The sequence below is a fragment of the Glycomyces halotolerans genome (assembly GCF_054779575.1).
Map to the genome: position 1 here is coordinate 104,186 of NZ_BAAGXZ010000004.1, position 25,123 is coordinate 129,308.

A 25,123-nucleotide genomic window follows, 5' to 3' on the forward strand; every position below is an offset into this window, starting at 1 on the left:
CGGCTAGAACTTCGGCTGGTCCGGCGCCTCCAGCAGCCCCAGCTTCAACGCCGTCATCAGCGCCTGCGCCCGGTTGCCCGCCCCCAGCTTCTCGTACAGCTTCGAGATGTGCGTCTTCGCCGTCGACTCGGACACGTACAACTGCTTCGCGATCCCCGCCACCGACAACCCGTCGGCCAGCAGTTTCAGCACCTGCGACTCCCGGGGCGACAACTGCGGGCCCGACGGGGTCAAGCGCCGCTGCATCGCCTCGGCCAGATCCGCGGCGCTGAACGCCGTCGGATTCGACGAGGCATGCCGCGCCGCCGACACCACATCGTTCGCCGGGGCGCTCTTGGGAACGAACGCACTCGCCCCCGCGTCCAGCGCACCGAACAACTGGTCGTCGCCGGCGTACATCGTCAACACCACGATGCCCATCGTCGGATGCGACTTCCGCAGCTTCCGAGTCGCATCGAGCCCCGAACCGTCGGGCAGTCGCAGATCCATGATCACCACGCTCGGCATCAGCGACGACGCCTGACGCAGCGCCTCGCCGGCGGTGTCGGCCTCGCCGACGACCTCGAACTCGGGGTCGCGGTCGAAGGCGTGCCGGAGGCCCTTGCGGATCAGATCATGGTCGTCGACGATCAAGACCGTCGTCTGACCGGTCGGTTCAGGCGCGTCAGCAGTCATTCGTCTCTCTCCTCATCGGCAGGCTCGGACCCCCCAGCGGGCCCGACGGGCGCGGAAGTGCTGTCTTCAGTTGCGGCGGTGCGGTCGGCGGCGGCCCATTGATCGGATCCCGGATGGGTCGGCGCGGTCTTCGGGGTCGGACGGGTCGAGGCGCCCAGCACCACCGCCACGGTCGTGCCGTGCGGCTGGTGGGGCCGGATCTCCAGCGAACCGCGGATCCGCTCGGCGCGCTCGCTCATGATCGCCAGCCCGTAGCGGCCCTCGGAGGCCTCACCGGCCAGGCCCTGACCGTCGTCGGTGACCTCGATCCTCGTGTACGGCGGGTCGACCTCGCAGGTCACCCACAGGTTCTCGGCCCGGGCGTGCTTACGGGCGTTCGTGATCGCCTCCTGCGCGATCCTCAGCAACTCTGCCTCGGTGCTGGCCGGAAGCCGAGCACCGCCCTCGTCCAGCGAGAGGTGGACCCGCAGCCCGGCGGAGGCGCCCACAGTACGAGCATAGTCCGCGATCGCCGACGCCAATCCCCCCTGGCGGTCGACGTTCGAACGCAGCTCGAACAGCGAGAACCGCAGCTCGGTCACCAGCCGCGTCACCTCCGAGCGCAGATCCTCCAGCTCGGTGGCCGCCTCACCGGCTTCCGGCGGCAGCACCGCCATCGCGTTGTCGATCCCGTAGCCGAGCATCGCCAGCTCCTGAGCGATCCCGTCGTGGATCTCGCGGGCCAGGCGCTGGCGTTCCTCGGTGGTGGCCATCGACCGCACGTCCTCGAACAGCAGGGCCGTCTCGAGCCGGAGCGCGGCGCCCTTGGTCTGCTCTTCGGCGGCGGTGATCGCCTCGGCGCCGAACGCGGCCGGGTCGTCGGACTCGATGGCGACCAGGCCCACGGTTCGGCCTTCGGCGACCAGGGGGATCACCAGGGACGCGACCGGTCCCTGCGTCGACCGCGACAGCGGCAGCTGTCCGGCCTGCGGCTTCTGACCGGCCCAGGCGTCGGCCAAGAGCACGTTCATCTGCGGGGAGGTCTCCCAGTCGACCCGTTCGTCGGCGTGCTGGGACAGCACGACCAGGCGCCGCCCCGACGAGGCGGCCAGGACCGCGACCCGGTCGGCGCCGGGGATGCGCTCGACGGTGTCGACGATCTCGGTGGCGATGCCGCCGGGATCGAGGGTGGATCCGGGCAGTTGGCGGGCGACCACGCGCAGCTGGGTCAGCAGCGCCGCGGCTTCGGCGTACGGCAGTTTGGAATGGGTCACGTCCGAGCGTCGCGAGCGGCGCAGCCACCAGGCCCCGACGGCCGAGGCCATGCCGAACGCCAGGGCCACGGCCACGGTCGTCACGTAGGTGCCGCGGTCGAACGCCGACAGCCGCGGCGTCTGGACCAGCAGCCCGACCGCGGTCAAGGCCACCAGTGTCGGCGGCCCCCAGTCGCGGAGGCGCGCGTACCGGCTCGGCTCACCGGGGCCGGCGGCGTCGAACGCGGCTGCGGCGAACGGCGCGATCAAGTAGGGCAGCATCCACGCCGGCAGCCCGTCGGTGGCGAGCGTGCCGAGGATGACCACGGCGACCTCGGCGAGGCGCCCGGCCGGCGCCAGGAGGCGGTGGTGGGGCAGCACCACGCCCGGCAGCGCGGCCAGTGCGAGGATGCCGCACCAGGTGGCGGCCGGCACGAGGCCGACCGTCGCCCATCCGAAGACCGCGACGAGGGCGAAGAGCACCGCCCGAAGAGCCACGGCGGGTAGCCGCCACTGCCGCTCCAGCCCGGCCTCCTCGCTCATCCAGCCTCGCTAACTCTGCTTGTCGTACAGCGCGTTGATGTCGTCCGAGTATTTTTTCACGACGACGTGGCGTTTGACCTTCGTTGAGGGAGTGATTTCTCCGGCGTCTTCGCTCAATTCGGTCGCGATCACCCGGAATCGCTTGATCTGCTCGGCCCGCGAGACGGTCGCGTTGGCCCGGTCGACCTGCGTTTGAAGTTCGGCGAGCAGCTCCGGGTCGTCGACGACGTCGCTGATCGCGAGGTTCCGGTCCTTGCCGTGGCGTTCGAGCCAGTCGGGGAGGATCTCGCTGTCGAGGGAGATCAGTGCGCCCACGTACGGGCGGCCTTCGCCGACGACCATCGCGTAGGCGATGAGCGGGTGGGAGTCCATGACCTTCTCCAGCGGGGCCGGGGCGATGTTCTTGCCCCCGGAGGTCACGATGAGGTCCTTCTTGCGCCCGGTGATGGTCACGTAGCCGTCGTCGTCGATCTCGGCGATGTCGCCGGTGGAGAACCAGCCGTCGGCGTCGAGGACTTCGGCGGTGGCCGCGTCGTTGTTCCAGTACCCCGGGAAGACCTGCGGGCCCTTGGCCTGCAGTTCACCGTCCTCGGCCACGCGCAGGGCCGTGCCCGGGGTGGGCCGGCCGACCGAGCCGATCTTGATGGCGGTCTCCAGGTTCAGCGACAGCACCGGCGAGGTCTCGGTGAGCCCGTAGCCCTCGAAGATCGTCACGCCCACGCCGCGGAAGAAGTGCCCCAGCTCGCCGCCGAGGGCCGCGCCCCCGGAGACCGCGGAGGTGCACTCGCCGCCGAGCGCCTTGCGCAGCTTGGTGTAGACCAGCGCGTCCCACAGCTTGTGCCGCAGTTTCAGGAGCAGGCCGGGGCCGGCGGGCGTGTCGAGGGCGCGGCTGTACTCCTTGGCGCAGGCCGCGGCCTTCTCGAACAGGTGGGCCTTGCCGTCGTCGGCGGCCCGCTGGTAGGCGCTGTTGTAGACCTTCTCGAACACGCGCGGGATCGCCAGGAGCGTGGTCGGCTTGACCACCGGCATGATCGCGCTCAGCTTCGACCGGTCGGAGAAGTGCGCCAGGTTGATGCGCGCCTCGATGCCGCCGACCTGCAGGATCCGGGCCAGCACGTGCGCCAGCGGCAGGAACATGAGCATCCGCGCGTTCTCGTGCAGGATGTTGGGGACCTCCGGCAGGACGTTGCGGATGTCGGCCAGCAGGTTCCGGTGGGTGAGCATGCAGCCCTTGGACCGGCCGGTGGTCCCGGAGGTGTAGATGATGGTCGCCAGGTCGTCGGCCTTGCGGGCGGTGCGGCGGCCCTCGATGTCGACCTCGGCGCCCTCGCCGGCCTCGGTCAGGGTCTCGACCGCGCCCTCGTCGATGGCCCACAGGCCCGTGACCTCGGCCGAGGTCGATTCGATCAGCTCGCGGTGCTCGGCGGTCTCGACGACCACGGCCTTGGCCCCCGAGTCCGTCAGGATCCACTCGGCCTGGTCGGCCGAGGAGGTTTCGTAGACCGGGACGGTGACCGCGCCGGCGGTCCAGATCGCGTAGTCGAACAGGGTCCACTCGTAGCGGGTCTGCGACATCAGGGCCACGCGGTCGCCGGGCTGGATGCCCGCCGCGCTCAGACCGCGGGCCACACCGATCACCTCCTCCCGGAACTGGGCCGCGGTGACCTCGTGCCAGGTGGCGCCGTCGTCGAAGGTGCGGGAGTACAGCACCGTATCGGGTCGGTTCTCGGCGGCGTCCCACAGCGACGTGAGGGTGTTGTCGTCATCGGGCACAGTCACCACTGGGGGGACGGCGAACTCGCGCATGGGCAGGCTCCGTTCGAAACGCCGGGTCACGGCTCTGTGTATATCGGCTGACCCGTATGTTACCGCCGGGTCACTTCAGCTCGTCCGGCGGGATTGTGAGCTGAACCATGATGATAGACAAAGCCGGTCGCGGCCGTGCCGCCGGAGACCGACCCGACCGCCCGCGCGACCCCCGCTCGGCCCCCGCCTCAGGTGCTACCTTCCGTAGGACTTAAGAAAAAGGGCGGTGACCGGGGGCTGTAAACGTCGCGTAAAGTCTGTCGTTGGCCCGCAGCGTCGCGGAGAATCCACCGATCACGTTCGCAAAAACCGCTGGAGGGACAGCAGTGAGTCTGACAATCGGGGTCGACATCGGGGGGACCAAGGTCGGCGGTGGCCTGGTCGACGAAACCGGCAACATCCTCGCCACGGCCCGTCGCCCCACCCCGGCGGACGACACCCCCGGCGTCATCCAAGCGGTCAAAGCCGTCGTCGACGAACTGCGCGAAGGCCACGGCGACGTCGAGGCGGTCGGCATCGGCGCCGCGGGCTGGATCTCCTCGGACCGCTCCACGGTCATGCTCGCCCCCAACGTCTCCTGGAAAGACGAACCGCTCCGCGACAAGGTCTCCGAGGCCGTCGGCCTCCCGGTCGTGGTCGAGAACGACGCCAACGTCGCCATCTGGGGCGAGCACCGCTACGGCGCCGCCGCGGGCTTCCGCTCCTCGGTCCTCTACACCGTCGGCACCGGCATCGGCGGCGGCATCGTCGTCAAGGACAACCTCCTGCGCGGCACCCACGGCGTCGCCGCCGAGATCGGCCACATGCGCTCGGTCCCCGACGGACGTCTCTGCGGATGCGGCCGCACCGGCTGCCTCGAGCAGTACGCCTCCGGCCGCGCCCTCACCAGAGCCGCCCGCGAAGGCGCCGAAGCCGACCGCGACGCCGCCAAGATCCTCCTCGAACTCGCCGGCGGCGACCCCGACGCCATCACCGGCCGCCAGACCACCGAAGCGGCCCGCGCCGGCGACCAGGTCGCACTCGCCGCCTTCGACTCGATCGGCTACTACCTCGGCAACTCCGCCGCCGACATGGTCCAGCTCATCGACCCCGGCGTCATCATCATCGCCGGCGGCGTCGTCGACGCCGGCGACGTGCTGCTCGAACCGATCCGCAAGCACTACACCGATGCGCTGGCCAAGCGCGCGACCCTGCCGGTCGCCGAGGTCAAGGCCGCCGAGCTCGGCTCCAGGGCCGGCGTCATCGGCGCGGCCGACCTGGCCCGCCACCGCGGCTGAACGACACGGCCGGGGGTCGGAGGCACCGCCTCCGGCCCCCGGCCGTTTCTCAAGGCTCGGCTAGCAGACGTTCACGCTGGCGTTGCCGCTGATGTTCCAGGTGGAGTTGTCGGCGCAGGGCGACTCCCGCACCGAGGTGTTGTCGACCCGCAGGGTGATGTTCGTGTCGCGGGTGTTGGGGAACTCGCTGCGCGCCGCGATGCGCACCTCCCCGCCGCCGTTGACCGTTCCCGAGGCGATCGTGTAGTTGTAGCAGTTCTCGATGAGGATCGAGTTGTTGCCGTTGTTCGCCAGATCGACCTCGTTGATGCGCACCCCGCCGGACTGCGAGACGCAGAAGATCCCTCGTCCGCCGCCGCGGGAGACGACCTTGTCGACGTAGATGTTCGTCGAGTACGAGCCGTTCGACAGCCGCCCGGCGGTGTTGGCGGTGCGGAAGGTGGCGTAGCCGGTTCCGGTGGCGACGTCGTCGCCGTCGACCAGGCCGATGTTCGCGTTCCGCGTGTTGTTCAGCAGCAGGCCCGCGTAGGCCACGTTCCGGGCCACGACCGTGCCGATCTCAAGACCGTCGACGTTCCAGGTCTCGACCCCGTGGTTGCCGGTGCCCGAGACGTAGACGTAGTCCATGGTCACGTTCGAGCTGCCGGGTTCGTCACGCTCGAAGCGAATGCCCATGCCGCCGTTGAGGTTCAGGTTGATCTGGCCGAGGTGCAGGTTGCTGTTGCCGAAGAACCGCATTCCGAAGTACGGGCTGCCGGTCATCGTCAGGTACGGGATCGACACGTTCGAGGTGTTGGTCGACTCGATCGCGCCCCGGCCGGAGTTGTTGCCGACGTTGATCGTCCCGCAGCCCTCGAAGACCCGGTTGCTCGGAATCCAGATGGTGCTCCCGCCGATGGAGCCGCTGGCCATCACCGAGGTCCGCTCGCCGTTGCCGGTCGAGTCGATCGCGGCCTGGATGGCCGCCCGGTAGTCGCCGCCCTGGTAGACCGTCGATCCGCCGTTGCTGGCGGTGTAGTTCCCGCTGGAACCGGTCACCGTCGCGTCCGGGCTGCCGGAGCCGCAGTCACCGTTGCCGGGGTCGCCTCCGCCGCCGCCGTCGCTGCCGACCGGCACCAGCTCGAACTGCTGGTTGGCCCCGCCGGTCACGTCGTACTGGGAGATGCGGTCGCCCGCGGTGGTCGACCACTCCCACACGTCCAGTGCCTTGCCGGAGTGGCGGTTGACGAAGACGGCGTAACCGCCGGACTCCTGCACCTGCCACTGCTGGTTGGTGCCGTTGAGGTCGTTCCACTGGGCGATCGTGGCGCCGTTGTCGGTGCTCCACTCGAACGTCTCGAGCACGTGCCCGGAGTGGCGGGCCTGGATGCGGTAGTAGCCGCCGCCGGCGTCGATGAACCGGAACTGCTGGTTGGCGCCGCCGGTGTCGTTCCACTGGATGAGCTCGGCGCCCGGTTCGGTGGAGACGTCGAGGATGTCGAAGGCCAGTCCGGAGTGGCGGCTGATGATCTTGTACCACACGCCGGTCTCCACCGCGCTCGCCGAGGGGAGCGCGACGAAGGCGACGGCGATGCCGGTGACCGCGGCGGCGAGGCCGGCGATGAGGAGGGCGAGTCTGCGTTTCAGGACTCGTGTCATGGTCGTTCCTTAGGTCTCGAAGGGTCGAGGTAGCGGGATGAATCGAAGGGCGGGCCGATCGGAGCGCGGGTTCGCCGGTCGGGCGATCCCCGCTGTGCCGGGCCGATCTGCGGGGTCGAGCACCTCCTTCCGTGGCTCGCGGTTGGAACGTTTCATCTAAATATAGACCACAGTCTATCTTATCGATAACAACGAGCATAGGGCCGATCCCGACCGAGGGCCCCTACCGGCGCCGTTCACCGAAAGGCGCCGGGGGCTCGGCCCCCGGCGCCCGACCTCAACTCAGCGAACAGGACGCCACGACCTCGGTCGGCGCCCCGCTGACGGTCGCCGTGTAACCGAAGGACGTCGACGCCCCGTCGGCCATCGCACCGTTCCAACCCGCATTCGCGACGGTGACCACGGCCCCCTCCTGGGACCACTCGCCGTTCCAGAGGCTGCCGATCCGCTCATCGCCGCCGAACGTGAACGTCACCGTCCAGCCCTCGGCGGCGGCGCCCGAGTCGTTGGTGACGGTCACGCCGCCCTGGTATCCGCCGGGCCAGGCGTTGACCGACGTCCACTCGGCCGTGCAGTCGCCCGAAGGCGGCTCCGTCGTCGGCGGCTGCGTCGTCGGGTCCGTGCTCGGGGTCTCCGACGGTGTCTCAGAAGGCGTCTGCGACGGCGCTTCGGACGGCGTCTCAGTCGGCTCGCCCGGCGTGTAATCACTGGACTCGCCGACGATCACGCCCCGGCCGTTGGTCGCCACGAACACCCGCCCGAACACGTCAGGGTCGCCCGAGATCGCCGCACCGGTCCAGCCCCACTGGTGCTCGTCGTCGTTGATCCGCAGCCAGCTCCGGCCCTGGTCCACCGAACGGTAGATGCCGCGCTGGCCGCCGGAGGAGGCGCTGGTGTAGATCGCCGGGTAGTCCTGGCCGGGAGCCGCGGCGCCGAAGCCGACCGCGTCGGCCGCGTCGAAGCCCTCGACCTGGTTCCAGGTCTCGCCGCCGTCGGTCGAGCGCCACATGCCGTAGACGCCCCCGTCCTCACCGCCGGCCAGCCACACGTGCCCGGCCTCGCCGGGCACGGCCCGGAACCGGACGTTGCCCGAGGCCGGGAAGCCCGAGAACGCCGAGGCGGTGAAGCTCGCTCCGCCGTCGGCGCTGTAGTAGAACGTCCCGTCCGAGAAGCCGTAGACACGGGAGGCGTCGGCCCGGTCGGACTCGACCCTGGCCCCGGCCGGGAGGCCCGAGACCGGCGACCACGAGGATCCGTAGTCGGTCGAGCGCTGCGGGTCGATCCCCTCGGGGGACCAGACGATCGCCGAGGCGTCGGCGGTGACGGCGACGGTGCCGCCGTCGGTGACCCCGGACGGGGTCTGCCCGGCCCACCAGGAGCCGCCGGAGTTCGACGAGATCCCGATGCTGGAGACGTCCTCCTCGCCGTTGCCGACGCGGACGACGACGCTCGGGTTGAGCTCGGCGAAGTCGATCGAGGAGGTGTTGCCGTGGTGCGGGCTCTGGTAGAAGTCGTCCGGCACCGCGTCGAGGTCGGTGTGGACGAAGCCGCCGATGTCGCCCAGTCCGCTGTAGAGGACCGGACCGCCGGGAGGCGCGGCCAGGTCCAGCACCGCGGTCTCCTCGAGGCCGTGGACCATCGGCTCGACGTCGAAGGTCTGGCCGGAGTCCCAGGCGGTGAGGTTCTCCGAGCCGTAGATCGTCGCGCCGGTGCCCCACATGACCCGGTCGGAGTCGTGCGGGTCGATCGCCATCGAGTCGATCATCCAGCCGTACTTGGGGCTGATCTCGGCGTCCCCGGGATTGGTGTTGCCCCAGTCGAGCCAGCCGACCGAGGAGTGGTCGATGGCGAAGCGGTCGACGCGGTTGGGCCAGCCTTCCAGGCTCCACGACTGCGTCCACGTCTCGCCGTAGTCGGTGGAGCGGTAGGTCGTCTCGTCGGGCCACCAGGCGTTGACGCTGGAGACCATCAGCGTGCCGGGACTCTGCCGGTCGAGCGTGAGACCGCCGAAGCCGAAGCCCTGGTAGTCGGTGCCGTTGGGCCCCGGGTGGATCTCGGCCCAGGCGCCGGTGTTCGCGTCGTGGCGCCAGACCGAGCCGCCGCGCTCGTCGCCCTCCTCGTTGGGCGGGCCGTTGTAGGGGCCGGGGTCCCAGGAGGTGATGACGAACAGGTAGTCGCCTGACTCGTCGAAGGCGGCCTGCTTGGGGATGTTGGGGAAGCCGTCGACGGTGCCGATCTGCGTCGCTCCGGCCAGCGGCGCCCAGGTGGCGCCGTCGTCATCGGAGACGTAGATCGGATTGTCGGGGTCGGCCACGCCCACATAGGTCCGATCGGCCTCGGGATCGAACTCGATCCAGATCACGCCCTGGTTGTCGCCCAGGTAGGAGTCGCCGGGGGCGACGACGAAGTCGCCGGGGTTGGGGAAGCTCTCCACCTCGGCCCAGCTGCGGCCGTAGTCGGTCGACGTCCACAGGCCGTTGCCCGAGGGCGTGCCGAGGTACAGGTTGGCGTTGTCGGCGGGGTCGACCATGAGCCGCTCGCCCATGCCGCGGCCGGGCATGTTGCCGCCCTGTTTGAAGGGCAGTTCGGCGACGCCCCAGGTCTCGCCGTAGTCCTCGGAGTACAGGACCGCGCCGTTGCCCGGGTCCCAGTCGTTGGTGTAGGTCCCGACCGCGGCGTAGACCCGGTTCGGCTCGACGGGGTCGGTGGCGACCGAGGCGACGCCGGTGTAGCCCCACTGGTCCCAGCCGACCCAGTCCAGCAGCGGCTTCCACGTGCGGCTGTCCTGCTGCCAGCGGTAGAGGCCGCCGATGTCGGTCCGGGCGTAGACGAGGTTCGGCTCGGTCTCGTTGAAGACGATGCCGGGCACGAACCCGCCCCCGGCGATGGCGGCGTTGTCCCAGGAGTAGGTCTCCTCTTGCAGCGCATCGGCCTCCTGGGAATGGGCGGTGGCCTGCACGACGGCGGCCGTCGCTGTGAGCGCTCCCACCGCCAGCAGGCCGACGAGCCTGAGTCTTCTCTTCCTCATTGGATTGCTTTCTCTCGGCGGTGCCCGCGGCCCGCACCCCAACCTGCGCTGAGGCACCTAGTTCGGCTTATCGATTAAACATATACATGTTTCGATTCCAGGTCAATGGGCGACTCGGGCGCTCCCGCACGGAACCCGCCGAACCGCAGTGGGCGACCGGCGCCGCCGGTCGCCCACTCACTTCGCTGAGACGCCGATCAGTCCCGCTTGTAGCCCACCACGAGCTCGCCGGCGAGCTGCTCGCAGAACAGCCCGATGTCGGTGATGACGCCGATCGCCTGGCCCGAGCCGCGGTCGGCCAGCTTCGTGACCGTCGCCGGGTTGATGTCCACGCTCACCAGCGGCACCCGCGCCGGCAGCAGGTTCCCCGTCGCGATCGAATGCAGCATCGTCGCCACCATGATCGCGAACCCGACCCCCGGGATGAGCGAACGCATCGCGCGCTGGCCCTCGATCACATCGGTGTAGACGTCGGGGAGGGGACCGTCGTCGCGGACGGAGCCGACCAGCACGTACTGCTTGCCGTTCTTGGCCAGCGCGTGCATGATGCCGCGGCGCAGCACGCCGGTCGAGACGGCCTCGTCGATCGACCCGCACGCCCGGATCTTGTTGATGGCGCGGATGTGGTGCTCGTGGCCGTGCGGGACGCCGTGGCCCTTGTCGAGGTCGACGCCGAGCGAGGTGCCGTACAGCGACGACTCGATGTCGTGGGCGGCCAGGGCGTTGCCGGCGAAGAGCACGTCGACGTAGCCCTCGTCGATGAGCGCCTCGAGGGCCTTGCCGGCGCCGGTGTGGACGATCGCGGGACCGCCGACCCACAGGATCTTCTCGCCGCGGGCCTTGACCTCGCGCATCTTCTCGGCGATCTGCCGGACCTGGAGCGCCTGCGGCCGCTCCGAGGAGACCCCGGAGGCCATGAACTCGAAGTTCGACGACTCGGGGTCGTCGCGCTCGGGCTCGGGCAGCGGGATGACGCGGACGCCGAGCCCGCCGCAGACGACCAGCTCGCCGGCGCGCACGTCGGACACCGGCAGCGTCCTCGCCGAGCCGTGGTCGGGCGCGACGATGATGCCGCAGTCCATCTCGGAGTTGTCGACGTCGATCCAGCCGCCGTTGACCCGCACCTGCGTGTCGAAGTTCGTCGTGGAGTAGAAGTCCTCGGGGAACACCCCGTCGCTCGGGGCCGGTTTGAGGGTCGCCACGCCGGGGTCGACCGGGTTCGCCCCGTGGGTCTGCAGCCGCATCACGATGCGTTCGAGCTGCTCGGGGCTGTCGGCCGAGACCGTCAACTGGACGTAGGACTCGTCGGTGTGGTGACGTCCCACGTCGAACCGGTCGATCGAGTAGGCCCCCGAGTATTCGAGGACGTCGTCCATCACCCGGGCGAAGACGCCCTGGTCGATCAGATGTCCGCGAAGCTCGATGGTCTTGCTGTGTTCCACGACAGATCTCCTGTGATTCCCGGTCACGACGACGCCAGTGGGGCCGTAGGTGTGCACGTTCGCCGAGTCGAGCCTAGTCCCCGCGACGGGGCCGGGGACGGCGAGTCCCTTGAAATCAGGACCGCGCCGGAGCGGCGGCCTCCTTCGCCGAGCGGATCTCCTCGGCGCTCGGCCAATGCCTGGTCACCAGCGCCATCACGCCGAGCCCGAGCAGCCCCCAGACGCCGACGACGTACGGCACCGGCACGCCGAGTTCGGCGACGGCGCCGACCGCGGCGATCGCCGCGCCCTGCGACAGCTGCAGGCCGCCGTTGGCGGCCGCTACGATCCTGCCGCGCCATCCGTCCGGGATGCAGTGCGCCAGGGTGGCGTTGAGCGGCGCCATGATCGCCGTCGACAGGCCGATGCCGATCGCGATCGCGATGACCCCCGGCAGCGGGGGATCCAGCAGGGCCGTCATCAGCACGACCGGAGCGGCGAACGCCAGCGGACGTATCAGCCGGTCGCGGATCGACGGGGACACGAAACGAGTGAACAGGAGCAGGCCGACGACCGCGGCGCCGGCGTCGATCGCCATGATCGATCCCTGCGTGATCGAACCGCCGCCCAAGTGGACCGCCCACAGCACCGCCACGCCCTCCGGCACGGCCGCGAGCGAATACAGCCCCCAGATCGCGAACGAGACCGTCCGCAGCACGCGGTTGTCGCGCAGCATCTTCAGGCCCTCGGCGGTCTCCACCAGGACATGGCGGCGCTCTTCCCGCTTGTTCACCGACGGACGGTGCTTGACCAGCGCCGCGACGGTCACGGCGCTCACGGCGAACAGGATCGCGTTGATCGCCAGAGCCGTATACGGGTCCAGGGCCGCGAGCAGGCCGCCGGCCAGATAGCCGACGATCTGCGAGATGCCGGTGGCGCTCAGATTCAACGCGATGGCGACCGACAGCGCCTCACCGGTGAGGATCTGCGCGAGCGTCGCCGTCCGCGCCGCCGAATAGGCCGGCTGGACCGCCGCGATGGCGAACACGATCACCATCATCATCGGCACCGGCATCCCCGGAATCAGCAGCAGCGCCACCAGAGCGGCCCGCAGCAGGTCGCACACCACCATCACGTTCCGGTACGCGTAGCGGTCCACGATGGCGCCCAGGATCTGCGCCAGGCCCAGATACGGCGCGAAGCTGATGGCGAAGGAACCGGCCGCCAACGCCGCCGAACCGGTGGTGCTCCAGACGAGGAACGTCACCGCCACCCGGTTGAGCATCGCTCCCGCGCTCGACAGGCAGTAAGCGGCCAGGAACGCCGCGGCCTCCCGATTGCCGAAGACGTCGCCGAAGGTGGGGGAGCGCTCCTCCTCTCGCTCGTCTGCCGGGCCTGTCCGGGGCGCTTCGGGGTTCTGATTCGACACAGGGCCTTCCTTGCCAATTTATGGCTCCGCGGGCGTCGCCATGGGTGCCAAATCTATGGCTCCGCGGGCGTCGCCATAGGGGCCTCTCCGCGGCTCCGCAATCGTCGCCGGGACCATGAGAAGCCGGAAGGGGAGGTAAGCGACAATCCTCCGCGATTGCCGCAAGTGTCACTAGTCTGACGGTGTGGCACCTCGATGTCAAGAGCCCCAGTGTGTGCAATGTGTAAAAACCGGGGCGGACGTGAGAACCCGCCCCCTCCAGGTCATATTCTGCGCCATGGCAATTCAGTTATTCATCGGGCGCGGACCCGCCGCCGCGCCGAACCGGCCCGCACGCCGCCGACCGCCGATTGGCATAGACTGCCAACGGAATTTGTAGGAACCTGCCAACAGGAGACGACGATGACCACCAGCGCCGAGTGGATCGCCCGAGACGCCGCCGCCGTCTGGCACCCGTTCACCCAGCACGCCAACTGGATCGACGACCAGCCGACCGTCGTCGACCGCGCCGAGGGCCCCTGGCTCGTCGACGTCGACGGCAATCGCCACCTCGACGGCGTCTCCTCGCTGTGGACGACCACCCTCGGCCACTGCCACCCCGACATCAACGCCGCCATCGCCGAACAGCTCTCCCGCCTCGACCACTCCACCTTCCTCGGCACCACCCACACCCCGGGCATCGAACTGTCCGAGGCGCTGCTCGCGCTCGCCCCCGAAGGACACGGTCCCCGACTGACGAAGGTCTTCTACGCCGGCGACGGCTCCTCCGCCGTCGAGGCGGCGCTGAAGATCGCCTACCAGCACTCCACCCAGACCGGCCGGGCCAAAGCCAAATTCGTGCGCCTCCAGCACGCCTACCACGGCGACACCCTCGGCGCCGTCGCCGTCGGCGGCCACGACCTCTTCCACAACGCCTACAAGCCCCTCCTGCTCGAGACCATCGGCGTCGCCTCACCCGGCGACCGCGCCCTCGGCCCCGACCGGGCCGACATCGCCGCCGCCGAACTCGCCCGCGCCATGGACGAACACGGCGAGGACGTCTGCGCGATCATCGTCGAACCGATGATCCAGGGCGCGGCCGGCATGTTCGACTACGACGCATCATTCCTGCGCACCGCCAGGGAGCTCGCCGACTCCCACGGCGCGCTGCTGATCCTCGACGAGGTCGCCACCGGCTTCGGCCGCACCGGCACGATGTGGGCCGCCGAGCACGCCGGCGTCGTCCCCGACCTCCTCACCTGCGGCAAGGGCATCACCGGCGGATACCTGCCCCTATCGGCCGTCCTCGCCGCCGAACACGTCTACGAGGCATTCCTCGCCCGACCCGGCGACACCGCGCCGCGCACCTTCTTCCACGGCCACACCTACACCGCCAACCCGCTCTGCTGCGCCGCCGCGCTCGCCAACCTCGCCGTCATGGCCGAAAACGACGTCATCGGCCAGGCCGCCCGACTCGGCGAACGGCTCGGCAAACTCCTCGAACCCCTCGCCGCCCACCCCGGCGTGGTCGAGATCCGGCGCCTCGGCACCATGACCGGCGTCGAGGTCGCCCCCGTCCGCGAACGCACCGGCTTCGAGGTCTGCCGCGCCGCCCGCGACCGCGGCGTCGGGCTCCGCCCCCTCGGCGACACCGTCATCGTCATGCCCCCCTTGACACTCGGCGACACCGAAACCGAGCTGCTCGCCACCGCCCTCGCCGAAGCGGTCGACGAGGTCTGCGCGTGAAGACCTGGGACCGCCTCGCGCGCAAGGCCGAACTGCGCTCACGCGCCGGCCTCACCCGAACCCCCCGGCCCCGCGCCGACGCGATCGACCTGGCCGGCAACGACTACCTCGGCCTCAGCCGACACCCCGACGTCGTCGCCGCCGCCACCGCCGCGCTCACCGAGCACGGCCTCGGCGCGAGCGGCTCCCGCCTCGTCCGCGGCACCGTCGAAACCCACCAGACCTTCGAAGCCGGCTTCGCCCGCCACGTCGGCACCGAGACCGCGACACTCTACTCATCCGGCTACCTCGCCAATCTCGGCGCCGTAGTCGCGCTCGCCGGTCCGGTGCTCCTCGACGAGCACGCCCACGCCTCACTCCACGACGCCGCCCGCCTGGCCGCCGTCCCGGCCGACACCTTCGCGCACAACGACCTCGACGACCTCGAACGGCGGCTGATCGAACTGCGGCCCGCCGTCGTCGCCGTCGAATCGGTCTACTCCGTGCTCGGCGACGCCGCCCCGCTCACCGAGATCCACGCCCTCACCAGCGCCCACGACGCCCTCCTCCTCGTCGACGAGGCCCACGCCATCGGCACCGTCGGACCGGCAGGAAGCGGCGGCGTCGCCGCCGCCGGCCTCGCCGGCGAACCCGGAGTCGTCATCACCGCGACGCTCTCGAAAGCGCTCGGCGCCGCAGGGGGCGTCATCGCCGGACCGGCGGCGCTGCGGCGCCACCTCACCGACACCGGGCGCACCTTCGTCTACGACACCGCGCCCCCGCCCGCGGTCATCGCCGGGGCGGGGGCCGCGCTGGCGCTCGCGCGCGCATCCGACGGGGCCCGAGCCGAACTGGCGCGGCGTGCCGCGCGAGCCGCCGCCCTGCTCGAAGCCCCCGCACCGGCCGCCGGAGTCCTCTCCCCGCCCGCCGGCGACGCCCACGCGGCCGCGGAATGGGCCGCCCGCTGCGCCGAACGCGGCGTTGCCGTCGGCTGCTTCCGCCCCCCGTCCACACCCGACCACCGCTCCCGGCTGCGGATCACGGTCAACACCGGCGTGGACGCCGACGACTTCGACAAGGCCCTGGAGACGGTCAAGGAGACGCGCCCGTGATCGAGTTCGACGGACCGGTGATCATCACCGGAACCGACACCGGAGTCGGCAAGACCATCGCCACCGCCGCCATCGCGGCCCACCTCATGGCCAAAGGCAAGAGCGTCGAAATCCTCAAGATCGCCCAGACCGGCGGCGACGACGACGCCACCACCGCGGGCCGCCTCAGCGGTGCGCCCGCCCGCTGCCTCATCGGCTACCCCGACCCGCTGGCCCCCTTCGCGGCCGCTCGGCGAGCCGAGGCCCCGCTATTGAAACTCACCGAAGTCGCCGACGAGGCCCTGGACGGCTCCGCCGACGTGACGCTCCTCGAAGGCGCCGGCGGCCTGCTGGTCCCCATGGGCGAGGGCGGTTGGACGGTTCGCGACCTCGCCGTCGAACTCGGCTGCCCCGCCGTCGTAGTCGCCCGAGCCGGCCTCGGCACGCTCAACCACACGGCCCTGACCCTCGAAGCGCTCGCCCGATGCCGGATCGCGTCCGCGGTGGTCATCGGCGCCTGGCCCCACCGTCCGGGCCTGGCCGAACACGAGAACCTCCACGACCTCCCCGGCGACCGCCTCGGCCGGATCCCCGAGGGCGCGGGCAAGCTCGAGCCGGAGGTGTTCCGGTTGAGCGTGACCGAGTGGCTGGATCTCTAAAGCGGTATCAATCTATGCAGGTTCGTCTATTGACCCGTGGGCTTGTGAGCGATAACCTCACCGAAAACCTTTTCGGACTTTTCCGTGCCGCGCTCCTCGAACGCGGCCGATACCGGAGGACCACAATGCGAAGAAGGCTCCTCGCAATCACAGGCACGACTCTGATGCTCACTTCCACGGCACTCGTCGCGAACGCCGTCCCTGGCGCGGGCGAAGCACCCGCGCCCGACCCGACGACCCTGACCATCGACGTCTCCAAGCCCGTCAAGGAGGTCGACCACGCCGCCTCCGGCTCGCTTTACGGCATCGGAGACGACGGCTGGCCGCCCGACGAGTGGATCGCCCCCACCAGCCCCAAGATGTTCACCCAGCCCCCGCCCGGCGCCACCCACCTGCCGAACGGCGAACCCGAGCCGGTCGGCGACACCCTCGACGTGTGGGAGAGCGCCTCCCGCAACGGCGCGACGGTCACCGTCCGCCTCCCCGACATCTTCCCGACCTTCCCCTACCAGTGGCTCGGAGACGAATACTGGTACGACCAGGTCGAACAGATGGTCACCGCCGTCCAGGAATCGGGCGCCGACAACATATACGGCTACGAGATCTGGAACGAACCCCAGTGGACCTGGAACGACGACTGGGGCGACTACTTCGAGATGTGGGACGACACTTACCGCCTCATCCGGGAACTCGACCCCGACACGCCCATCATCGGTCCCAGCTACGACCGCGACTACGAGAGCGGCCTGCGCGAGTTCATGGAGCACGTCGTCGAGGCCGGCACGGTCCCCGACATCGTCTCCTGGCACGAACTCGGCCCCGTCGAGGGCCTCAGCGTCGAACAGCACGTCGACTTCTACCGCGACCTCGAGGCCGAACTCGGCATCGAGCCGCGCCCCATCAGCATCAACGAATACGGCTCCCCGCGTGATGCGGGCGTGCCAGGCTGGCTCACCCGCTTCGTCGCCCGCATGGAACGCGCCGGCGTCGACACCGCCAACCTCGCCTTCTGGCACAAGCCCGGCCGCCTCTCGGACCTGCTCGTGCCCAGCGGCGGCGGCTCCGGCCCCGCAACCGACCCGCAGCCGACCGCCAACTACTGGCTCTACAAGTGGTACGGCGAGATGACCGGCCAGATGGTCGAGACCACGCCGCCGACCAACACCGGCCGCTACATCGAGATAGGCGAACCGGTCCCGCTGCCGTCCGATCGCACCGCCGGCCAGGACGGCTTCGGCAGCGCCCTCGGCCTGGGCGGCGACCACCCCAACGCCTACGTCGCACTGCCCGAGGGCATCGTGTCCGGCCTGGACGACTTCACCGTCGCCACCTGGGTCAACCTCAGCGCCGACTCCCAGTGGTCGCGCGTATGGGACTTCGGATCGGGCACCGGCACGAACATGTTCCTCACCGCCAACGACGGCAACGGACCCCGCTTCGACCTCAAGGTCGGCTCGACCACGATGACCATCGAGAGCCCGAACGGCCACCTGCCCACCGACGAGTGGGTCCACCTGGCCGTCGCCAAGACCGGCTCGGAAGCCACGATGTACATCGACGGCGAGGCGGTAGCGAGCAATCCCGACATGACCCTGAGCCCGGCCGACATGGGCGCGACCACCCAGAACTGGATCGGCGAGTCCCAGTACGGGGCCGACCCGCTGCTGCGCGGCATCGTCGACGAATTCCAGATCCACGGCAGCGGGCTCACCCAGGCCGAGATCCAGTCCCTCATGGACAGCCCGGGCGGCACCGTCGGCGGCGGCGACGTCGCCTGGTACCGCTTCGACGAGGCCGACGGCACCACCGCCCTCGACGCCTCGGGCAACGGCAACGACGCCACCGTCACGACCGGAACGACCGGGGTCGAACAGATCCCGGTGCTCGAGGGCTTCGCCAGCGCCGACACCGACACTTCCACGGCCCGAGTGGTCTTCGGCGGCGGGGAAGGCGACATCCGGCTCCAGATCAAGGGCCTCGAAGCCCTGCCGGCGGTGCACCGCAAGGTCGACGTGCAGGTCTACGCCACCGAGTGGACCGGCACCGACGGCGTCTCCGACGGCCCGACGGCGCTGTTCGAGGGGACCTACAAGGTGAAGAACGGCGCGATCTCGGTGCCCGTCCAGGGTCTCAAGGAGACCGACGCCTATCTGGCCGTCGTGACTCCATCAGGCGAGGGCCCCGACTTCGACGGGCACCAGCGCCGCCACGAGGCCGAGGAGGCGGCCGGCGGGCGCTTCTCGGTCGACCGGAGCGCGCTGGCCTCGAACAACCAGTACGCCGACCCCCGGCCCTCCGGCGGCGAGCTGACCTTCACGGTCGACGCCCCCACCGCGGGCGCCTATGACCTGGGGATCCGCTACACAATGCCGAGCGACTCCGATTCCTCGGCAGCCTTGACGGTCAACGGCACCGAAAGCGAGCTGAGCTTCGCTCCGACCGATGTCGACCACCCGTTCGCGACTCACGAGACTCAGGTCGTCCTCGCGGAAGGAGACAACGAGATCCGCCTGAACGTCGACGACGTCGGCATCGACTACCTCGACGCGGTCCCGTTCCACCAGCGGTATGAGGCCGAGAGCGGCGAATGGACCGGGGCCGACCTGGTCGAGGTGGACATGTCCGAGGGCAACTTCTTCGCGGCGTACTTCTCGGGGTCCGCCTACGTCCGCAACCTGGCCGAACCCGAGAGCAGCCTGAGCCTGCCCGTGGACGTCCCCGCGGCGGGAACCTACGAGCTGACCATCGGCTACTCGACCGCCGGCACCGAGGAGGAGCGGCGGGCCCAGATCGCCTCTGGCCACCTGCTGCAGGTCAATGGTGTTCAGGCCCAAGAGGTGACGTACACCCCGACCCAGTACCGGGACATGGTCGGGCTGACCAAGGTCACCGTCGAACTCCCCGCCGGGGCATCGACATTGACCTTCACCAAGGCGGACCGACCGGGAATCGTCGACCTCGACTACGTCGACGTCGAACTCGCCCGGTAAGGGTGCCGGAACCGGGATGCCGGGCCCAGAGCCCGGCATCCCGGTTCCGGTCGTCGGATAGTGCGAGTCCGGTTGTGCCGCAATCGGTTCAAGGGCCAAACATGAATGAATTGCCACCGGTCGGGTGATGGCAGACCAGCCCTGATCGGGGATCATTGAGGTATCGAACGAACCGGCGGAAACACACCGAAGGTTCGAAATACTTCAGGCCTCAGCGAGGAGGTGAACGGCATGGTGGCGACCAAGACTCGGCAGGCACGGTTGAATCCGGGCGAGCGGACCGAGAAGTCCGAGGCCATCCACACCGAACTCGACCGGGCCGGGGCGTTGATGAACGCCGCGCACGCGCAGGTACTCAAGCGCGTGATCGAGGCCAAGGACTGGAACATCCACCGCGACTTCGACGGCTTCTCGGCCCTCCGCGATTGGCTGATGGAGCGGTTCGACTTCCATGTGCGCATCGCCGCGGATCTCGCCGCCATCGCCCGCCTCTCCCGCAAGTTCACCGTCCTGACCGAGACCGCCACTACGGGGGCGGCGCGGATCGACCGGGTCGCCTACGCGGTCCGCCAGTTCGAACACACCACCGCCCTGCGCCGCCACGCCACCACCCCGTACCCGGCCCCGGTCACCTCCCCCTTCGATGAGCAGATCACCTGCCCGACCCCGGAGGCGCTGGCCGCCCAGTACTGCATCCACGCCCCTTTCAGCGAGTTGAAGGCGCACCTGGCCGAGCTCGAGGCAGCCCTGACCGCCCATGACGAGGTCCTCGACGACCTCTCCCAGCAGACCCTGCAGCGCCTCGACATCTGGCAGACCGGCAACGGCATGTGGGCCGTCGACGGCCTCCTGACCGGCCCGACCGGGCTCATGCTCGACAAGGCCCTCAAGACCGCCGTACCGCCACCGAGGCAGGACGAGACCGATGAAGACGGGATCCTCCCGGCCGCGGCGAACCGGAATGCCGAGGCGCTGCATCACATGCTGGGGGTCTACGGCTCGGACCCGAAAGCCACCAGGCGGCACGGGGAGACCTGTCAGCTGAACCTCACCGTCGATGTCGAGACCCTCCAAGGCGTCGACACCGGCCGGGTCCCGACGCTCGAGGGCCGCCCGATCTCCCTCGCGATGGCCCGGCTGCTGGCGTGTGAGGCCTCGGTGGTGCCGATGGTGTTCGACTACCGCGCCGGTGAGGCTCTGGAGCTGGGTCGGGCCGAGCGGCTGCCGAACGCCGCGCTGCGGCGCAAGCTGGTCGCCGAGCAGCCGCGCGGCTGCGCCTGGTCCGGCTGCGGGCGCCCGTCGGTGCAGTGCGAGGCGCACCACATCCGCCCGTGGTGGGCCGGTGGCGAGACCAATGCCGAGAACCTGATCCTGTTGTGCCGGTTCCACCACGGCAGGGTCCACACCCCGGACTGGACGGTGTCGAAGACCGCCCCGGGCCAGGCATTGACCGTCCACCACGAAGGACACGAACACCGACACGACACCACCGGCACGAGCACCGGCGGGGTCGGTGGTGAGGGCGGTCCTGTTTGCGGCTGCGAGGACTGGCGCAGCGATGCCGACCTCGACGCCGACTTCGCCGACGACATCGCGAACGTGTTCCCCACCGGCCTCTACCCCGAGGAGTGGGGGCCGAAGCTGAGGGACGATCTCAACACCGCCGCCGAAACTATCGAGCAGCAACGCCTCGAAGCCGAAATCCGGGCTTCACGGGCCCGGCTGCGAAAGAAGTTCGCGGCCCCGGCCACACAGACCGCCCCCGAGCCCGCACCAGAGGCTGCCTCAGGTAACCAGACCGAAGCTGCCTCAGGTAACCAGACTGAGCCCGACCCGAGAGGCTGGCCGCAACGCGAACCGGTATCGGCTTCGGCCTCAACGGTCTCCGATCTGGGGCCGCCCCCGTTCTTAGGCCGCCCCGCCCGGATGCCGCGGCGGGGAGGGAGCACTCATACCGCGCTCAGCTCGGCAGCCACCGGCTCTCGGGCCTTTTCCCATGCCCGGCTCCGAAAACCCCAGTCACCGCCCCGCACAGGCCCGCGATCAGCCGCCAGCAGGCCCCCAATCGGCCACAAGACTCCGCAGTCGGCCATAGCCGACAGCCGACCGACCGGCCCTCACCAACCACCCAGCACTCATCGCCGATCCGTTTGAGCCACGACCGAAACGGACCAGAACCCGCAGACCCAGCCCGCCTCAACCCCTGCCTAGTAGTCGCTGACGCTTGAAGCCCGACCCACACGAAGCCGAACCCGCAGACCCAGCTCAGCCCCACCCACCCTCGCGGTCGCCGATGAGATTTCGGTGATCGTTCCTCGGCTCAGCTTCCAAAAGCGACCAGTAGCGGAGTCGGCATTCGAAAGGAAAGGTTCTCGATGCTCGTCGGGGCCTCAACGACCTTGCAGCGGCCGAGGAGAGGCGCCAGCTCGGTCACGACGACCTCCGCTTCGAGCCTCGAGAGTTGACTGCCCAGGCAGCGGTGGGCGCCCGCGCCGAAGGCCAGATGTCGCCTGCTTCCCCGCTGACCCGGGACCATGCGGTGCGGGCATTCGGCCACGTCCTGGTCGACTCCAGCGGCCGCCAACCACACCAGGACCGATTCGCCCTTGCCGATCGGGAATCCGGCTATCTCCGTGTCCTCCGCGGCCACTCGCCGCCAGGAGGTGATCGAGGAATGCATCCGCAGACCCTCCTCGACCACCTCGGCCGGAGTCGCGTTCAGCAGCTCGGGATTCTCGATCAGCTGGTGCGCCAGGAGCGTCAGGAACTGGGACGTCGTCTCCTGCCCCGCCACCAGCAGGAAGAACAGCGCCGCCGTCGCCGCGTCTTCTCCTTCGCGATCGCGGACCTCCGCGACCGTGCCTCCCGCTCTCGCCGTCCAGGAGCGGAGTTCCCGGTGGCAGGGGCCCACGATTCGGGCCAATTCCATCTGGCGGTCCAGGTCCGGCCTGCCCCAGAAGAGCTCCAGCGCCGCCCTCGAGAATCGTTTGACCTCTTGCGTCGCCCCCACCTCCAGGCCCGCGAGCCGCGCCAGCGCCGCCAGCGGGACCTCCGAGGAGACCTCCCGGTCCAGATCCACCGTCGCTCCTCGGCGCAGCCGCCACGCGACCCCGGCGACCGTCCGCCGCACCAGTCCCGTCAGCCACGGGCGCAGCGCCTCCACGCGATCGGGCCGGAACACCTCCCCGAACGTCGCCCGGATCCGCTCGTGACTACCGGTGTCGTTGTTGGCCAGCGTCGGCGGCAACCGGAACCGGTGCCGGGTCAACTCCCGCAGCACCGCGGGAGGCAGGGGAGTGATCGCGTCGAGCGCGTTGGCGGGGGAGAAGCGCGCGTTGTCGGCCAGCACCCGCTTCGCCAGCCGATGCGACGCCACCACGACCTGTCCTTCCTGGCGGAACACGCCGGCCGCGGGTCGAGGATGTTTCCACAGCTCGAACAGCACGTGCGGAGCCTACCTCCCCCGAAAGTACGAGGTCTGCTCACGGTAATCTGCTCTCAGTCCTTCGACGCCTCCTGGCGGATCCACGGCTCGCAAGCCTTCTCGCCGAAGCTTGCCGACGCGGACCGCACCTCCCGGAAGGCGCGGAGCCCGGCCCGATTCGACGCCCCAGAGAAGGAGCAAGTCCGTTGCAGGAGTACTCCTCGCAAGCCGCCTACGACCGAGGACAGGCCGTCTGCGTCATAGGCGCCGGAGCCTCGGGCCTCATCGCGGTCAAGAACCTCCGTGAAAACGGCTTCGAAGTGGACTGCTACGAACGCGACACCGTCCTCGGCGGCCTCTGGAATCCCGAGAACCAGCACTGCCCCCTGTACCCCAACACGCACCTGGTCACCTCGCGCTCGCAGACCGAGATCCCCGACTTCCCCATGCCCGACCACTGGCCCGACTACCCCTCGTCGGCCCAGATGCTCGAGTACCTGAAGAGCTACGCCGCGCACTTCGGCCTCGGCGAGCACATCTGGTACGGCTCCGAGATCTCCCACGTCGAACCCGTCGAAGGCTCCCGGTTCGAAGTCGTCGTCAAACCCGCCGCGGGCTCGGCCGCCCGGCGCCTGCGCTACGGCGCGGTCATCGTCGCCACCGGCCACCACTGGGTCCCGAACCTGCCCTCCTACCCCGGTCAGGACCAGTTCCGCGGCACCGTGCTCCACTCCTCGCAGCTCAAGGACGGCTCGCGGCTGCGCGGCAAGAACGTCCTCGTCGTCGGCGGCGGCAACTCCGGCGTCGACATCGCCTGCGAGGCCGCCGTGGTCGCCTCCCGCTGCGTCCACTCGGTCCGCCGCGGCTACTGGTACCTGCCGAAGTACCTCGGCGGCGAACCCTCGGACTACGCGGTCGCCCGGCTCAACGCCCGGCCGCGCTGGATCCGCCGCTTCCTCACCGAGCGGGCCCTCAAAGGCCCCAAGGGCCTCGCCGCCCGGCTCGGCATGGAGACGCCCGACCACGGACACACCGACGAGGAACCGATCCGCAACGGCCGCTACATGGAGCACGTCGGCGACGGCTCCATCGAGCGGCGCGGCGAGATCGCCCGCTTCGAAGGCAACGCGGTCGCCTTCACCGACGGCGCCGAGATGCGACCGGACGTCGTCGTCCTCGCCACCGGATACAAGCCCAAGATCGGCTGCGTCCCCTCCGGCCTCCTCGGCGTCGACGGCGACTCGCCGCACTCGAAACTGCTGGCCCGCATGTTCTCCCCGCGCGTGGAGACCCTCGCCGTCGCCGGCCTGGTCGAGCCCGGCGTCGGCGTGCTGCCGATCGTCCACTGGCAGACCCACGCCATCTCGCATTGGCTGCACATCCGCAACGGCGACCCCGAGCGGGCGGTCAACTTCCGCCAGCAGGTCGTCAGCGAATCCGACCAGTACGCGGTCGAATCGACCGGGACCTCGCCGCGCCACCGGCTCGCCGTCGACGCCGAGGAGTACCTGGCCAGCCTCGGACGCATCATCGACACCCTCGAACAGGAGCCCGCGAAGTGAGCCTGCAAGCCTGGGTCCGCCGCACCCGCACCCCCGAGCCCGCGCCGGTCCGACGCGAGATCGCGGTGGTCGAGCCCGCCGACCTGTTCGACGTGGAGACCGTTGACGACCCCGACGCCTCGCCCGTGCTCTGCTGCACCGGCGACCAGGCCGGCGCCGCCGCGTTCGGGGTCCTGTGGCTCAAGCGCATCGCCGCATCGGGGCGCTACGCGGCCGCCGTGAGCGTCCGCGGCCAAGGCAACACCCCCGCGGCGCCCGGCGGACCCGAGGCGTTCGCGCACGATGTGGTCCAGGCGGCGATGACCGTCCCGCGCCAGACCGTCCTCATCGGCCACGGCCTCGGAGCCGGATGGGTCGCGCTCGCCGCGGCACGCTACCCGGCCGCCGCGGTCGTCCTCGTCTCGCCGAGGAAGCCGCCCAAGCAGCTGCCGAAACCCGTCGGCTCCCCGCCCGTGCTGCTCGTCGTGAGCGAAGCGGACGCGCAGTCCAAGGAGACGCAGGCGATCACCGACGCCTACGGAGTCGCGCCGCTGACCTTCCCCGGCGCGGCCGACGACGTCTTCAAAGGACCGGGCGCCGAGGGACTGCTCGACGCGATCCTGTCCTGGCTCCAAGGGAAGCAGGACTGAACACACGATCAGTCT

The 25,123-nt window shown here is 69.9% G+C and carries 16 protein-coding genes; 8 read left to right on the forward strand and 8 right to left on the reverse strand.

Translation table 11 applies throughout. The features are described from left to right. Positions 1-3: 3 nt before the first annotated feature. The 3 genes from ACYVL2_RS05335 to ACYVL2_RS05345 are packed head-to-tail and all read right to left on the reverse strand — an operon-like array spanning position 4 to position 4,256. Complete coding sequence (locus ACYVL2_RS05335) at positions 4-675, reverse strand: response regulator (RefSeq protein ID WP_460540939.1); 672 nt, start codon at positions 673-675, stop codon at positions 4-6. Continuing rightward, entirely contained in the window at positions 672-2,450 is a 1,779-nt protein-coding gene (locus ACYVL2_RS05340) for a sensor histidine kinase (RefSeq protein ID WP_460540941.1), read from the reverse strand. Before ACYVL2_RS05340 ends, ACYVL2_RS05335 begins: the two co-directional genes overlap by 4 nt. Before the next feature lie 9 nt (positions 2,451-2,459). Continuing rightward, a complete protein-coding gene (locus ACYVL2_RS05345) occupies positions 2,460-4,256 on the reverse strand; it encodes an AMP-dependent synthetase/ligase (RefSeq protein WP_460540943.1) in 1,797 nt (598 codons plus the stop codon). 326 nt (positions 4,257-4,582) lie between these two features. Between ACYVL2_RS05345 and ACYVL2_RS05350 the strand changes: the two genes are divergently transcribed. Further along, positions 4,583-5,533, forward strand: coding sequence for an ROK family glucokinase (locus ACYVL2_RS05350; RefSeq protein ID WP_460540945.1), 951 nt, complete (start codon positions 4,583-4,585; stop codon positions 5,531-5,533). Between the two features lie 60 nt (positions 5,534-5,593). Here ACYVL2_RS05350 and ACYVL2_RS05355 read toward each other — a convergent pair whose 3' ends face one another. From ACYVL2_RS05355 to ACYVL2_RS05370, 4 genes are all read right to left on the reverse strand, one after another. Next, positions 5,594-7,171: an RICIN domain-containing protein gene (locus tag ACYVL2_RS05355; RefSeq protein ID WP_460540947.1), complete on the reverse strand. Its 1,578-nt coding sequence runs from the start codon at positions 7,169-7,171 to the stop codon at positions 5,594-5,596. A gap of 277 nt (positions 7,172-7,448) precedes the next feature. After that, positions 7,449-10,199, reverse strand: coding sequence for a cellulose binding domain-containing protein (locus ACYVL2_RS05360; protein ID WP_460540949.1), 2,751 nt, complete (start codon positions 10,197-10,199; stop codon positions 7,449-7,451). 197 nt (positions 10,200-10,396) lie between these two features. Further along, positions 10,397-11,641, reverse strand: a complete 1,245-nt coding sequence (locus ACYVL2_RS05365; protein WP_460540951.1) for an ornithine cyclodeaminase, nickel-pincer nucleotide-dependent — start codon at positions 11,639-11,641, stop codon at positions 10,397-10,399. A 115-nt stretch (positions 11,642-11,756) separates the two neighbouring features. Then, the gene (locus ACYVL2_RS05370; protein WP_460540953.1) at positions 11,757-13,049 is read right to left on the reverse strand and encodes an MFS transporter; all 1,293 of its coding nucleotides are present in this window, start codon (positions 13,047-13,049) and stop codon (positions 11,757-11,759) included. Positions 13,050-13,451: 402 nt separating this feature from the next. Between ACYVL2_RS05370 and bioA the strand changes: the two genes are divergently transcribed. The 5 genes from bioA to ACYVL2_RS05395 all read left to right on the forward strand — a co-directional run bounded on the left by bioA (position 13,452) and on the right by ACYVL2_RS05395 (position 21,647). After that, positions 13,452-14,774, forward strand: a complete 1,323-nt coding sequence (gene bioA, locus ACYVL2_RS05375; protein WP_460540955.1) for a PLP-dependent aminotransferase family protein — start codon at positions 13,452-13,454, stop codon at positions 14,772-14,774. Continuing rightward, positions 14,771-15,865, forward strand: coding sequence for a PLP-dependent aminotransferase family protein (locus tag ACYVL2_RS05380; protein WP_460540957.1), 1,095 nt, complete (start codon positions 14,771-14,773; stop codon positions 15,863-15,865). The genes bioA and ACYVL2_RS05380 overlap by 4 nt, the downstream gene beginning before the upstream one ends. Then, a complete protein-coding gene (gene bioD, locus ACYVL2_RS05385) occupies positions 15,862-16,503 on the forward strand; it encodes an ATP-dependent dethiobiotin synthetase BioD (protein ID WP_460540959.1) in 642 nt (213 codons plus the stop codon). Before ACYVL2_RS05380 ends, bioD begins: the two co-directional genes overlap by 4 nt. Before the next feature lie 164 nt (positions 16,504-16,667). Continuing rightward, on the forward strand, positions 16,668-19,493 hold the full coding sequence (locus tag ACYVL2_RS05390) for a LamG-like jellyroll fold domain-containing protein (protein ID WP_460540961.1): 2,826 nt from the start codon (positions 16,668-16,670) through the stop codon (positions 19,491-19,493). Between the two features lie 231 nt (positions 19,494-19,724). Next, a complete protein-coding gene (locus ACYVL2_RS05395) occupies positions 19,725-21,647 on the forward strand; it encodes an HNH endonuclease signature motif containing protein (protein WP_460540963.1) in 1,923 nt (640 codons plus the stop codon). 166 nt (positions 21,648-21,813) lie between these two features. On the opposite strand, the gene ACYVL2_RS05400 is transcribed toward ACYVL2_RS05395, so the two are convergent. Beyond that, on the reverse strand, positions 21,814-22,938 hold the full coding sequence (locus ACYVL2_RS05400) for a cytochrome P450 (protein ID WP_460540965.1): 1,125 nt from the start codon (positions 22,936-22,938) through the stop codon (positions 21,814-21,816). A gap of 185 nt (positions 22,939-23,123) precedes the next feature. Here ACYVL2_RS05400 and ACYVL2_RS05405 point away from each other — a divergent pair, with 185 nt between their 5' ends. Continuing rightward, on the forward strand, positions 23,124-24,479 hold the full coding sequence (locus ACYVL2_RS05405) for a flavin-containing monooxygenase (RefSeq protein ID WP_460540967.1): 1,356 nt from the start codon (positions 23,124-23,126) through the stop codon (positions 24,477-24,479). After that, the gene (locus ACYVL2_RS05410; RefSeq protein ID WP_460540969.1) at positions 24,476-25,108 is read left to right on the forward strand and encodes an alpha/beta fold hydrolase; all 633 of its coding nucleotides are present in this window, start codon (positions 24,476-24,478) and stop codon (positions 25,106-25,108) included. The genes ACYVL2_RS05405 and ACYVL2_RS05410 overlap by 4 nt, the downstream gene beginning before the upstream one ends. The last annotated feature ends 15 nt before the right edge of the window (positions 25,109-25,123 follow it).